Source organism: Staphylococcus sp. HMSC063A07, from assembly GCF_001836955.1.
Lineage (GTDB): Bacteria > Bacillota > Bacilli > Staphylococcales > Staphylococcaceae > Staphylococcus > Staphylococcus lugdunensis.
Genome location: NZ_KV830932.1, coordinates 79,419 through 92,995, shown reverse-complemented (window position 1 = coordinate 92,995; position 13,577 = coordinate 79,419). Strand labels below are relative to the sequence as shown.

The 13,577-nt window shown below is 34.4% G+C and carries 12 protein-coding genes; all 12 read left to right on the top strand.

Features of this window, described 5'->3' with window-relative positions; translation table 11 throughout:
- Position 1: 1 nt before the first annotated feature.
- The 12 genes from murD (at position 2) to HMPREF2597_RS10340 (ending at position 13,564) form a co-directional block, all read left to right on the top strand.
- Positions 2-1,351: a UDP-N-acetylmuramoyl-L-alanine--D-glutamate ligase gene (murD, locus tag HMPREF2597_RS10395; RefSeq protein ID WP_002478330.1), complete on the top strand. Its 1,350-nt coding sequence runs from the start codon at positions 2-4 to the stop codon at positions 1,349-1,351.
- 15 nt (positions 1,352-1,366) lie between these two features.
- A complete protein-coding gene (locus HMPREF2597_RS10390) occupies positions 1,367-2,641 on the top strand; it encodes a cell division protein FtsQ/DivIB (protein WP_002478329.1) in 1,275 nt (424 codons plus the stop codon).
- A gap of 102 nt (positions 2,642-2,743) precedes the next feature.
- Complete coding sequence (ftsA, locus tag HMPREF2597_RS10385; RefSeq protein ID WP_002459361.1) at positions 2,744-4,153, top strand: cell division protein FtsA; 1,410 nt, start codon at positions 2,744-2,746, stop codon at positions 4,151-4,153.
- 29 nt (positions 4,154-4,182) lie between these two features.
- Positions 4,183-5,364 (top strand): cell division protein FtsZ, encoded by a 1,182-nt coding sequence (gene ftsZ / locus HMPREF2597_RS10380; protein WP_002459360.1) that lies wholly within the window; start codon positions 4,183-4,185, stop codon positions 5,362-5,364.
- 156 nt (positions 5,365-5,520) lie between these two features.
- Positions 5,521-6,312 carry a peptidoglycan editing factor PgeF gene (gene pgeF / locus HMPREF2597_RS10375; RefSeq protein ID WP_070817296.1) on the top strand — a complete coding sequence of 264 codons (792 nt, stop codon included), beginning with the start codon at positions 5,521-5,523 and terminating at the stop codon, positions 6,310-6,312.
- An 18-nt stretch (positions 6,313-6,330) separates the two neighbouring features.
- Positions 6,331-6,999 (top strand): YggS family pyridoxal phosphate-dependent enzyme, encoded by a 669-nt coding sequence (locus tag HMPREF2597_RS10370; protein WP_002478328.1) that lies wholly within the window; start codon positions 6,331-6,333, stop codon positions 6,997-6,999.
- Positions 7,000-7,012: 13 nt separating this feature from the next.
- Positions 7,013-7,591: a cell division protein SepF gene (locus tag HMPREF2597_RS10365; protein ID WP_002459357.1), complete on the top strand. Its 579-nt coding sequence runs from the start codon at positions 7,013-7,015 to the stop codon at positions 7,589-7,591.
- A gap of 11 nt (positions 7,592-7,602) precedes the next feature.
- Positions 7,603-7,899 (top strand): YggT family protein, encoded by a 297-nt coding sequence (locus HMPREF2597_RS10360; RefSeq protein ID WP_002459356.1) that lies wholly within the window; start codon positions 7,603-7,605, stop codon positions 7,897-7,899.
- A gap of 62 nt (positions 7,900-7,961) precedes the next feature.
- Complete coding sequence (locus tag HMPREF2597_RS10355; RefSeq protein ID WP_002459355.1) at positions 7,962-8,756, top strand: YlmH family RNA-binding protein; 795 nt, start codon at positions 7,962-7,964, stop codon at positions 8,754-8,756.
- Between the two features lie 23 nt (positions 8,757-8,779).
- Complete coding sequence (locus tag HMPREF2597_RS10350) at positions 8,780-9,412, top strand: DivIVA domain-containing protein (RefSeq protein ID WP_002478327.1); 633 nt, start codon at positions 8,780-8,782, stop codon at positions 9,410-9,412.
- A 228-nt stretch (positions 9,413-9,640) separates the two neighbouring features.
- The gene (gene ileS / locus HMPREF2597_RS10345) at positions 9,641-12,391 is read left to right on the top strand and encodes an isoleucine--tRNA ligase (protein ID WP_070817295.1); all 2,751 of its coding nucleotides are present in this window, start codon (positions 9,641-9,643) and stop codon (positions 12,389-12,391) included.
- A 375-nt stretch (positions 12,392-12,766) separates the two neighbouring features.
- A complete protein-coding gene (locus HMPREF2597_RS10340) occupies positions 12,767-13,564 on the top strand; it encodes a VOC family protein (RefSeq protein ID WP_002478325.1) in 798 nt (265 codons plus the stop codon).
- The last annotated feature ends 13 nt before the right edge of the window (positions 13,565-13,577 follow it).

Sequence of the window (13,577 nt, the reverse complement as noted above, 5' to 3'; positions counted from 1 at the left end):
CATGCAGAATTATACAGGTTTAGAAGATAAAGATGTTCTTGTTCTTGGTTTAGCTAAAAGTGGATATGAGGCAGCAAAATTGTTGACTAAACTTGGAGCTATTGTCACTGTTAATGATGGCAAAGATTTATCTCAAGATCCACATGCAAAAGACTTGGAAACAATGGGTGTTACAGTTGTTGGCGGTGGACATCCACTGTCATTATTAGATAAAAGCCCGATGATAGTTAAAAATCCAGGAATTCCATATCATTTACCTATTTTAATCGAAGCGCAAAAACGTGGTTTGAAAATCGTAACTGAAGTTGAATTAAGCTATCTAGTTTCTGAAGCGCCCATTATCGCGGTGACTGGTACAAATGGTAAAACAACGACAACTTCACTTATAGGTGATATGTTTAGTAAGAGCAGGTTGACTGGACGCTTATCTGGTAACATTGGTTATGTTGCATCAAAAGTCGCTCAAGATACACACCCAGATGAATATTTAATTACAGAATTGTCTTCATTCCAATTGCTAGGCATAGATAAGTATCGTCCACACATCGCTATTATTACAAATATTTATTCGGCGCATTTAGACTATCACGGTACACTTGAAAATTATCAAAATGCTAAAAAGCAAATATATAAAAATCAAACAGCAGATGATTATCTTATTTGTAATTATCACCAACGCCATTTGATTGAATCAGAACAATTAAAAGCTAAGACACTTTATTTTTCTACACAACAAGAAGTAGATGGCATTTATATTAAAGATAACTTTATTATTTATAAAGGCGTGCGAATTATAAATATTGATGATTTAGTGTTACCTGGTGAACATAATTTGGAAAATATTTTGGCGGCAGTCTTAGCATCATTATTGGCAGGTGTACCTGTTAAAGCTATCATTGATAGTTTGACTACATTCTCAGGTATTGAACATAGACTGCAGTATATTGGTACAAATCGAACTAATAAATATTACAATGACTCAAAGGCTACTAATACACTAGCAACACAATTCGCGCTTAATTCATTTAACCAACCTATCATTTGGTTATGTGGTGGGTTAGATAGAGGTAACGATTTTGATGAACTAATTCCTTATATGAAACATGTCAGAGTAATGGTTGTGTTTGGCGAAACACAAGAGAAATTTGTTAAATTAGGAACGAGTCAAGGTAAATATGTAATTAAAGCCACAGATGTTACAGATGCAGTCGATAAAGTACAAGATGTGATAGAACCAAATGATGTCGTATTACTCTCTCCGGCTTGTGCAAGTTGGGATCAATATCAAACCTTTGAAGAACGAGGGGATAAATTTATTGAAAGTTTTAAAGCACACTTACCATCATATTAAAGGGTGTGAATAAACATGGATGAACAAAAATCAGATAGTAAAATAAGACATATCAATGCCAACGATTTTGAACGACAGCGCCGTAAATCTAGTACAAAGCGCAGACGAAACCGCTTATTTAGCGATAAAGACAACTTCGATACTTCAACGGAGCAAGAAGATAACACACAATCAAACATAGACAATCATGATTCTTCAAATCACATCAACACGGCTACACAACATGAAAATAATGAGGAAATCCAAAACACAGAAGATGAAATAAACAACAGTGCTTTAGAAAACAATCTGCATGAGCAACAAAATGAACCATCTGAAGAAGACTTATCCAGTACAGCACAAGATGATACAGCAATCCAACATAATACTGATGACGGCGATGTGACAGAAGATAATGAAGATATTGAGAAACCGCCGCCACTTACACCTGAAGAACTAAGAGAACAAAAAAGACGACAGCGTAGAAAACGTCAAAAGACAATCCAATACATTGTTATAACAGCGCTGATCCTTATCATCATACTTTTTCTGTTGTATATGTTTACGCCAATTAGTCGCATAGCAAATGTAACAATTAAAGGTAATCATAATGTATCAACATCAGAAATAAATAAGCAATTAAATGCGAATAGTGGCGAAAGAATGTATACATTTAGTAATAGTAAGGCTAAGGCCAAATTAAAAGACAATCCTTTGATAAAAAATGTTGATATACAGAAACATTTGCCGAATACATTATCTGTTACAATAGAAGAAAATCAAGTTGTAGGTATGATTAAAGATAAGGATGATTATATTCCAATATTAGAAGGGAATACGGAATTAAAAAACTATAAAGGGCAATTAACAGACCGAGGACCTATCATTGAAGGTTTTAAAGGTGATAAAAAACAAGAAATTGTTCACGCCTTAGCGGAAATGTCTCCTAAAATTAGAAGTATGATTGCTGAAGTAACATACGAACCACAAAAGAATAAGCAAAATCGAATTAAATTGTATACGAAAGATGATATGCAAGTGATCGGCAATATTAAAACGATAGCAGATAAAATGAAGTACTACCCACAAATGTCTCAATCGTTGTCACGTGATCAATCAGGTAACTTAACAACAGATGGATACATTGATTTATCAGTAGGAGCATCGTTCATACCTTACAAAAATCAAGAAGCACAACAATCACAAACTGAACAAGATGTGACAAAAAACTCTCAGCAAGAAAATGAGGCAAAAAGTGAATTACAAAGTGTACTTAACAAAATAAACGAACAATCTAAAAAAAATAATTAAAAAATTCCGATATATTATGTCTTTATAGTTCACAAGTGTAACGACGTATTGTAAACTAAACATAGTGCATTTTAATAGTAATTTGTCAGGAGGTGCCTATCTATGGAGGAACATTACTACGTTAGTGTAGATATTGGTTCATCAAGCGTAAAAATAATAGTAGGCGAAAAATTTCACAATGGTATAAATGTGATAGGTACAGGACAAACCTACACAAATGGTATTAAAAACGGTCTGATTGACGATTTTGACATTGCGAAACAAGCGATTAAAGATACGCTCAAAAAGGCTTCTATTGCTTCTGGTGTAGATATTAAAGAAGTGTTTTTAAAATTGCCAATCGTTTCAACAGAAGTGTTCGATGAAACTAATGAAATTGAATTTTATGAAGATACTGAGATTAATGGCACACACATTGAAAGTGTTTTAGATGGTATTCGGGATAAAAATGATGTCCCTGGTACGGAAATTATTAACGTATTTCCTAGTAAATTTATCTTAGACGGGAATAACGAAGTTTCAGATCCTAAAGAAATTATTGCAAGACATTCTCTTAAAGTTGAAGCAGGCGTGATTGCAATTGAAAAATCAATTTTAATCAACATGATCAAATGTGTTGAAGCATGTGGCGTAGATGTATTAGATGTTTATTCTGATGCTTATAATTACGGCTTCATTTTATCCGCAATGGAAAAGGAACTAGGCACATGTGTTATTGATATTGGTGAAGATTTGACACAGGTAGCTTTCTATGAACGTGGTGAATTACTTGATGCTGCTTCAATTAAACTTGCTGGTAGAGATATAACCAGTGATATTGCAGAAGCATTCAATACTTCATATGAAACGGCTGAAAAGATTAAGCAACAATATGGGCATGCTTATGCAGAAAGCGCTTCAGATCAAGATGTATTTACTGTAGATCAAGTTGATAGTGAAGAAACGGTAGAATATTCTCAAAAAGATTTAAGTCACATTATTCAAGCAACAATGGAAGACATTTTCAATTGCGTATTTGATATTCTAATTAATTTAGAATTGACACGAGTGAATGGCGGATTTGTTGTTACAGGTGGATCATCTAATTTATTAGGTGTGAAAGATTTACTAACTATATTAGTAACTGAAAAAATCAGAATACATACACCATCACAAATGGGTATAAGAAAACCTGAATTTACATCTGCAATTTCTACAATTTCTAGCAGTATCACTTTTGATGAATTATTAGATTATGTTACAATAAATTATCAAGATAATGAGGAATTTGAAGAAGAAGTCATCGCTTCTGAAGAAAAAGAAAATACTTCTAGATCAATTGGTTTTAACTGGTTCAAAGGTAAATCAAATAAAAATGATTCTACACAAAATAAAGATGAGCCAGAATACCATGAAAATTACGATGACCATACAACAGATCAAAATTCTGAAGAAGAACATCATGATGGGCACGATAAATCTGATAAAGAAGAAAGTAAATTTAAAAAACTTATGAAATCTCTATTTGAATGATTGGCCATAAAAACTAGGAGGAAAATTAAATGTTAGAATTTGAACAAGGATTTAATCATTTAGCGACACTAAAAGTCATCGGTGTAGGTGGCGGCGGAAATAACGCGGTAAATCGTATGATTGACCATGGTATGAACAATGTGGAATTCATTGCTATTAATACAGATGGACAAGCTTTAAACTTATCAAAAGCTGAAGCTAAAATTCAAATTGGTGAAAAATTAACACGTGGTTTAGGTGCTGGCGCAAACCCTGAAATTGGGAAAAAAGCAGCTGAAGAATCTCGTGAACAAATTGAAGATGCCATTCAAGGTGCAGACATGGTATTTGTTACTGCTGGTATGGGTGGCGGAACTGGTACAGGTGCTGCGCCAGTTGTAGCGAAAATAGCTAAAGAAATGGGTGCATTAACAGTTGGTGTTGTTACTCGTCCATTCGGCTTTGAAGGACGTAAGCGTTCAACTCAAGCAGCAGCTGGTGTTGAAGCAATGAAAGCAGCTGTTGATACATTAATCGTTATTCCAAACGATCGCTTATTAGATATCGTAGATAAATCTACACCTATGATGGAAGCATTTAAAGAAGCAGACAATGTATTACGTCAAGGTGTACAAGGTATTTCTGACTTAATCGCTGTATCTGGTGAAGTTAACTTAGACTTTGCTGATGTTAAAACAATCATGTCTAACCAAGGCTCTGCATTAATGGGAATTGGTGTGTCATCAGGTGAAAATAGAGCTGTTGAAGCTGCTAAAAAAGCAATTTCATCACCATTACTTGAAACATCTATTGTTGGTGCTCAAGGTGTGTTAATGAATATTACTGGTGGCGAATCATTATCATTATTCGAAGCACAAGAAGCTGCAGATATTGTTCAAGATGCTGCTGACGAAGATGTTAATATGATTTTCGGTACAGTTATTAATCCAGAATTACAAGATGAAATTGTTGTCACAGTTATTGCAACAGGTTTCGAAGATAAACCGTCAACACAAGGACGTAAAGCAAACACTGGCTTTGGTTCAAGCGCGCCATCTTCAAGTGCACCTGGAACAGCAAATACAACTAAAGAAGAGCCTTCTTTCAAGGCGAATCATTCTTCACGTAACACTGAAGCTTCAGCAGAGCGTACGCAAACGACTAAGGATGATGACATTCCTAGCTTTATTAGAAATAGAGAAGAAAGACGTTCTAGAAGAACAAGACGTTAATCTAAAGAAAAATACAAAATTCATAAAAAGTCATCGGGTCATAGCGGTCTGATGACTTTTTATTTTAATCTTAAAATCACTGTAATTTTAGTATATAATTGTAATGTATACGTTGCTTATAACTGCGAAGAAGACGGTTAAATTGAGGTGCTTGATATGAAAGATAGATTTAAAAAAGAACCACATCTATTGCGATATGAAGATGACAAACTTGAACATGTAACGTTAGGTTTTACTACAAGAGAAGGCGGTAGCAGCTCTTATCCAGAACGAGCATTTAATATGGCTCGTTATATTGATGATGCGCCAGAACATGTGACTAAGCACCAGCAGCTATTAGCAGCAGCTATTGATTTCCCTAGAGCGCATTGGGTATTTCCAATACAAACACACGAGAACAAAGTGGCTGAGGTTACCGTACGAGACCAAGGTACAAATATCGATGCGCTTAGTCACAAGCTATATGGTATTGATGGCCTATATACTTATGACTCAAATGTACTGCTGACGATGTGTTATGCGGATTGTGTACCGATATACTTTTATAGTGAATCTCATGACTTTGTAGGTTTAGCGCATGCTGGTTGGAGAGGAACATATGGTCAAATCGTTATTGAAATGATAAATCAAATTAAATTTCCGTTATCTGACTTGCAAGTTGTCATAGGACCTGCAACGTCTAATTCTTATGAAATCAATGATGAAATTAAAGAAAAGTTTGAAACGCTGCCGATTGATAGTCAATGTTATATTGAGACACGAGGAACGAATCGTCATGGCATTGACTTGAAAAAAGCCAATGCATTACTATTACAATCTATGGGAGTACCTCAAAATAATATTTATATTACACAATATGCAACGTCTGAAGATTTAAATCTCTTTTTCTCATATCGACTTGAAGAAGGGCATACAGGTAGAATGTTAGCTTTTATCGGACGCAAGTAAGGAAGGCGATGAATAGATATGGATGTGAAATCCAATTTAGCACATATTCAACAAGAAATTGAAAGTCATAAGAAAAAAAGCACAATAGATAGCCATATCAATGTGATAGCAGTTACAAAATATGTTACAATAGAGCGAGCTAAAGAAGCATACGATGCAGGTTTGAGACATTTTGGTGAAAATCGCTTAGAAGGATTTTTAGAAAAGAAAGCTGCATTACCAGAAGATGCTGTTATGCATTTTATTGGTTCATTGCAATCTAGGAAAGTTAAAGATGTCATCAATGAAGTTGATTATTTCCATGCGCTAGATCGAATGAGTTTGGCTAAAGAAATCAACAAACGTGCGAACCATACTATTTCTTGTTTTTTACAAGTTAATGTTTCAGGTGAAGCGTCTAAACATGGAATCCATTTAAATGAAGTGGACAAGTTTATAGATGATATTAAAGCTTATGAGAATATTAAAATTGTAGGCTTGATGACAATGGCACCATTTACAGATGATACACAATATATTCAAGAATTATTTAAGAAATTAAGATTAAAACGGGATGACATACAACAACGACAATTAACTTATGCACCGTGTACGGAATTATCTATGGGAATGAGTAATGATTACCCTGTAGCAGTTGAAGAAGGCGCAACATATATAAGAATTGGAACTAAATTGGTAGGAGAATAGGAGTGAGCCATCAGTGGCAATTAAAGATTTATTTAATAATTTCTTCGAGTTTACTGACGAAGAAGAAGTTGTCGAAGAACCAGAACAATATCGTGAAAAAGAATCACAAAAACCATCACAATCACGTACACCACAAGCAACACAGTCAAATTCGAATTTCTCAGCTAATCAAAGCGAACTAAGATCAGTACCTAATAGAAGATCTTCAAGAAATCAAAATAATGAAGAAAGGAATTATCGAATGAACACACTATCAAAATCAGGCTCTAAAAACGTCGTTACTATGGATCAATCATCAGACTATTCGTCACAAGAAAGTTCTAAAATGTGTTTATTTGAACCACGTGTCTTTTCTGATACACAAGATATTGCAGACGAATTAAAAAATCGACGCGCAACATTAGTTAATTTACAAAGAATCGATAAAGTATCAGCTAAACGTATTATAGACTTTTTAAGTGGAACAGTTTATGCTATTGGCGGCGATATCCAACGCGTGGGCACAGATATCTTCTTATGCACACCGGACAATGTTGAAGTGGCTGGTAGTATTACAGACCATATTGAAAATATGGAACAACCGTACGAATAAGGAGATTAAATATGAGCATTAGCTTGTTAGCAACGATATTTAACTTCATATCATTTTTAGTTACTGTTTATTATTTTGGTATGATTATTTATTTCTTTACTTCATGGGTCCCTAATATACGTGAGTCAGTCGTAGGCCGCTTTTTGAGTAGTATTTATGAACCGTATTTAGAACCTTTCAGAAAAATCATTCCACCTCTTGGTATGATAGATATTTCATCTTTAGTAGCACTCTTTGTACTTATTTTATTCCAATGGGGACTAGATAGTATATTTAGAGCAATTCTTATTTATGTAGCTACGCATTAGTTGCGGTTAAACGAGGGAAGTACAATCTACTTAACCTCGTTTTATTACGTTATCGAACTTTATTGGTACGTTTAGGAGGACTTATCATCGATATTTATCAGCATTTTCGACCTGAAGAACATGAGCTTATAGATCGATTAATTGACAAATGCGATCAGGCAGCACAACAATATGCCCCGGTATTAACAAATTTTCTAGATCCAAGAGGACAATATATACTATCAGTGATAGTGGGAAGTTATGAAGATATACAAGTCGCATTTAATGGTGGGCTTTATGCAGAAAGACAGCGAGCTATCATTGCCCCGTCATATTATGAACCGCGGGTTGAAGACTTTGAGTTATGTTGTTTAGAGATTGACTATCCGGAAAAATTTGTTACGTTGCAACATCAACATGTGCTGGGAACATTAATGTCTTTAGGTATTGAACGAGAGCAAGTAGGAGATATACATGTTGCGCAACGTATTCAATTTGTTTTGACAAGACAGTTAGAATCATATATCATGATGGAATTAACTCGAATTAAAGGCGCAACAGTAAAACTTAATTCTATTCCATTACAAGATATGATACAATCAGAAGAGAATTGGAAAATTCAACATACTACAGTCAGCGCAATGCGCTTAGACGTTGTATTAAAAGATATGATTCATAAATCAAGGTCAATTGCGAAACAATTGATTGAGAAAAAACGCGTCAAGGTGAATCATACAATTGTTGAAGCATCGGATTTTCAGCTGGAGCCTAATGACTTATTATCTATTCAAGGCTATGGGCGTGCACAATTGTTGGAAATCGGTGGTAGAACTAAAAAGGATAAATACTACATTACGTATCAAACATTATTTAAATAGTGTAAATCGAAGGAGGATATAGCATGCCTTTTACACCTAATGAAATTATAAATAAAGAATTCACTCGTGTAAAAAATGGTCTTGAACCTGAAGAAGTGAGTGATTATTTAAAACAATTAAGCAATGAAATTGAAAGACTTAAAGAAGATAAAAAACAACTTGAAAAAGTGATAGAAGAGCGCGATACTAATATTAAGTCTTATCAAAGTGTTCATCAATCTGTAAGTGATGCACTTGTTCAAGCGCAACAAGCAGGTGAACAAACGAAAGCAGCAGCTGAAAAGCAAGCTGAAGCAACGTTGGCACAAGCACAAGCGAAAGCAGATCAAATTGTTAACGATGCTATCGAAAAGGCACGTCGCTTATCATTCCAAACTGAAGATATGAAACGTCAATCTAAAGTGTTTAGATCACGCTTCCGCATGTTAGTTGAGGCGCAGCTTGATTTATTAAAAAATGATGATTGGGACTACTTATTAAACTATGATTTAGATGCTGAACAAATTACACGAGAGAACGTGCAACATTTAAATGATCAAGATTTAACAGCAGAAGAACGACAACTTAAAGCTGAACAGCAGCAACCAGATCATACATCTCAATCAGCAGAAGATGAAACAACGCAAGATAACACTGATCAGTCATCACCTAAATAATGAATAATATTTAAGTCAGACACGTAAGAAGGATATCACGTTTTAAAGCGAGTCAGGAGTTGGTGGAAGCCTGACAAACGATGACTTCTTATATCACTGATTTAATAAAAAAAGAATTATGACAAGAGAGAGCTCTAAGTTGAGTTAAGCAGGGTGGTACCGCGGCATTTTCCGTCCCTATTAATTGAACTTAGAGTTCTTTTTTAATTATAAGGAGTGAGTAATAGTATGAATTATAAAGAAACATTATTAATGCCTAAAACAGATTTTCCAATGCGAGGAGGTTTACCGAAAAAAGAGCCTCAAATACAAGAAAAATGGGACGCTGACAATCAATATCAAAAAGCTTTAGCTAAAAATAAAGGTAATCAAACATATATACTTCATGATGGTCCGCCATATGCAAATGGTAATCTTCATATGGGACATGCTTTAAATAAAATTATTAAAGATTTTATTGTCCGATATAAAACAATGCAAGGGTATTATGCACCTTTCGTGCCAGGATGGGACACGCATGGCTTACCTATAGAACAAGCATTGACTAAAAAAGGTGTAGACCGCAAAAAAATGTCAATTGCCGAATTCAGAGAAAAATGTAAAGAATTTGCGCTTGAGCAAGTAGAATTACAAAAGAAAGATTTTAAAAGTTTAGGGGTTCGTGGGGATTTCAATAATCCTTATATCACTTTAAAACCAGAATACGAAGCAGCTCAAATTCGCCTATTCGGTGAAATGGCTGACAAAGGCCTAATCTATAAAGGTAAAAAGCCAGTCTACTGGTCACCATCAAGTGAATCATCACTTGCTGAAGCAGAAATTGAATATCATGATAAACGCTCAGCATCTATTTATGTTGCATTTGATGTCAAAGATTCAAAAGGCGTTGTTGATGAAGATGCACAATTCATTATTTGGACAACTACACCTTGGACAATTCCATCAAACGTTGCTATTACAGTTCATCCAGAACTTAAATATGGTCAGTATAATGTGAATGGCAAAAAATATATTATTGCCGAAGCATTAGCTGACGAAGTTGCTGAAGCATTAGACTGGGATAAAAATCACATCAAATTAGAGAAAGAGTTTATGGGTAAAGAACTAGAATATGTCGAAGCACAACATCCGTTCTTAGACCGTGTCTCATTAGTTATCAATGGTAACCATGTTACAACAGATGCAGGTACAGGTTGTGTTCATACCGCTCCTGGACACGGTGAAGATGACTATATCGTAGGACAAAAATACGGCTTGCCAGTTATTAGTCCGCTAAACGATAAAGGTGTCTTCACAGAAGAAGGCGGTCAATTTGAAGGTATGTTTTATGACAAAGCTAATAAAGCAGTTACTGATTTATTAACTGAAAAAGATGCATTATTAAAATTAAGCTTTATTACACATAGTTATCCACATGACTGGCGTACAAAAAAACCAGTTATTTTCCGAGCAACACCTCAGTGGTTCGCATCAATCAATAAAGTAAGACAAGATATTTTAGATGCTATAGAAGAAACTGAATTTAAAGTTAACTGGGGTAAAACGCGTATTTATAATATGATTCGTGACCGTGGTGAATGGGTCATCTCACGTCAACGTGTTTGGGGTGTACCTTTACCAGTATTTTATGCGGAAAATGGCGATATTATTATGACTAAAGAAACAGTTAATCATGTTGCTGATTTATTTGAACAATATGGCTCAAATGTTTGGTTTGAACGTGAAGCTAAGGAACTCTTACCTGAAGGATTTACGCATCCTGGTAGTCCTAACGGTGAATTCACGAAAGAAACGGATATCATGGATGTCTGGTTTGATTCAGGTTCATCTCATAGAGGTGTATTAGAAAACCGTCCAGAACTCAGTTTCCCTGCGGACTTATACTTTGAAGGTAGTGACCAATATCGTGGTTGGTTTAACTCTTCAATCACTACAGCAGTAGCTACGAGAGGTCAAGCGCCATATAAATTCTTATTATCTCATGGTTTCGTTATGGACGGAGAAGGTAAGAAAATGAGTAAATCACTTGGTAACATTATTGTTCCAGACCAAGTTGTAAAACAAAAAGGTGCTGACATTGCACGTTTATGGGTGAGTAGTACGGACTATTTAGCTGATGTACGTATCTCCGATGAAATCTTGAAACAAACATCTGATGTTTATCGTAAAATTAGAAATACATTAAGATTTATGTTAGGTAACGTGAATGATTTTAATCCAGATACAGATGCAGTATTAGAATCAGATTTACTTGAAGTTGATCGCTACCTCTTAAATCGTTTAAGAGAATTTACAGCAAGTACTATCCATCACTATGATAACTTCGATTATTTAAATATTTATCAAGAAGTTCAAAACTTCATCAATGTTGAACTAAGTAACTTTTACTTAGATTATGGTAAAGATATTCTTTATATCGAAGAGAAAAATTCACATAAACGTCGTAGTATGCAAACGGTGTTATATCAAATTTTAGTGGATATGACTAAATTATTAGCACCAATCTTAGTGCATACTGCTGAAGAAGTTTGGTCACATACGCCACATGTTAAAGAAGAAAGTGTACATTTAGCTGATATGCCTGAAGTCGTTGATGTCGATCGTGCGCTTCTTGATAAATGGAATCAATTTATGTATTTACGTGATGACGTTAATCGTGCATTAGAAGCGGCACGTAATGATAAAGTCATTGGAAAATCATTAGAAGCGAAAGTCATTATTGGAAACAATGATAACTACAATGCTACTGACTTCTTAGCACAATTTGCTGATTTGCATCAATTGTTTATTGTGTCTCAAGTTGAAGTTGTTGATTCAGTTGATAATGGTATAACATATCAGCATGGAGATATTCGTATTGAACATGCACAAGGCGATAAATGTGAAAGATGTTGGAATTATAGTGAACATTTAGGTTCTGTAGGTGAATTAGATCATCTTTGTCCACGTTGTCAAGAAGTTGTAAAAACGTTAGTTTAAAGATGATAGAAGTATAACGCTGTGATAATTGAAAATATTTAGATTTAAAAGTAAAAACTTTGGCATAGACGGATTGTTTTTACAATAACTAAATAGTAATAAATTATAAAATAACGCTGATATAACAGTAAATAACTTATATAAAAAGCAGTAGTGATTAATTAAGTCTACACAGATTTTAATTTTCACTGCTGCTTTTTTTCTTTCAATGTCATCGTGTTAAATTTGAAATTTAAGTTTATGCTTGATATCCCATTGTAGGTTTCATAATATAATGTAGGAAACAGCCAAAATAATTTTAAATATGTACACTTAAACTGTAAAGGTAAAATATACTGTATATATTTTAGATTCAATAAAAATGGAGCGTGACCTATGTTTCACTCAGCAGAAGCTCGTTTTGTTAATGGCATAACATTAAATGTAAAAAATTTAGCAGCTTTACGGCCTTTTTATGAGGATGTTATTGGATTTCAAGTAGTAACTGCTTCTATTAATTGTGTGCAGTATGATGTAGGCTTATCTCATCATATCCTTACCTTACAAGAGATATCATCTGGACGTGAACCTCAACTAACTGAGGCAGGGTTATTTTACATAGGGATATTATTGCCGCATAATAGCGATTTAGCAAATCTTATGGTTCAATTTAGTGATTTTGATATTCCGATGAATGGCGGGGAGCAAAGTACATCAACATCACTCTTTGTCGAAGATCCAGAAGGCAACATGTTAAAATTTTATGTTGATTATCCTCTTGAAGATTGGCTATATCGCACGCATCTGCATTCAATGCATATTAAAGCTATGAATATTCCTAAATTACTGAGTTACACGACAGAAGTTGGCTGGCAGGGTATACCTAAAGATACAAAAATCGGCAATATTCATCTAAAAACAACGCGATTATCTGAAGTTGAACAATATTATAAAGCCTACTTTGGTTTAAAGAAAAGCGCCCAATTGGATAAGATGTCTCTTTTTTTAGCTTCACAGTATTATCACCATCACATCGCACTCAATCATTGGATATCTAGAGTTAAGCGCGTTGATAATGAACACACTTATGGTTTAGCATTGATTGATTTTTATTATCCAGAAACAACACATCTTTGGTTAAAAGGACCAGATGGTTTACAATTTCGCTTTAATTTTATAAAAGTAGAATCATGATACGAACAAAGAA

Excerpts from the sequence above, each read along its gene's own strand:
- murD (WP_002478330.1), top strand. The coding sequence starts at position 2 with ATGCAGAATTATACAGGTTTAGAAGATAAAGATGTTCTTGTTCTTGGT.
- HMPREF2597_RS10390 (WP_002478329.1), top strand. The coding sequence starts at position 1,367 with ATGGATGAACAAAAATCAGATAGTAAAATAAGACATATCAATGCCAAC.
- ftsA (WP_002459361.1), top strand. The coding sequence starts at position 2,744 with ATGGAGGAACATTACTACGTTAGTGTAGATATTGGTTCATCAAGCGTA.
- ftsZ (WP_002459360.1), top strand. The coding sequence starts at position 4,183 with ATGTTAGAATTTGAACAAGGATTTAATCATTTAGCGACACTAAAAGTC.
- pgeF (WP_070817296.1), top strand. The coding sequence starts at position 5,521 with ATGAAAGATAGATTTAAAAAAGAACCACATCTATTGCGATATGAAGAT.
- HMPREF2597_RS10370 (WP_002478328.1), top strand. The coding sequence starts at position 6,331 with ATGGATGTGAAATCCAATTTAGCACATATTCAACAAGAAATTGAAAGT.
- HMPREF2597_RS10360 (WP_002459356.1), top strand. The coding sequence starts at position 7,603 with ATGAGCATTAGCTTGTTAGCAACGATATTTAACTTCATATCATTTTTA.
- HMPREF2597_RS10350 (WP_002478327.1), top strand. The coding sequence starts at position 8,780 with ATGCCTTTTACACCTAATGAAATTATAAATAAAGAATTCACTCGTGTA.
- ileS (WP_070817295.1), top strand. The coding sequence starts at position 9,641 with ATGAATTATAAAGAAACATTATTAATGCCTAAAACAGATTTTCCAATG.
- HMPREF2597_RS10340 (WP_002478325.1), top strand. The coding sequence starts at position 12,767 with ATGTTTCACTCAGCAGAAGCTCGTTTTGTTAATGGCATAACATTAAAT.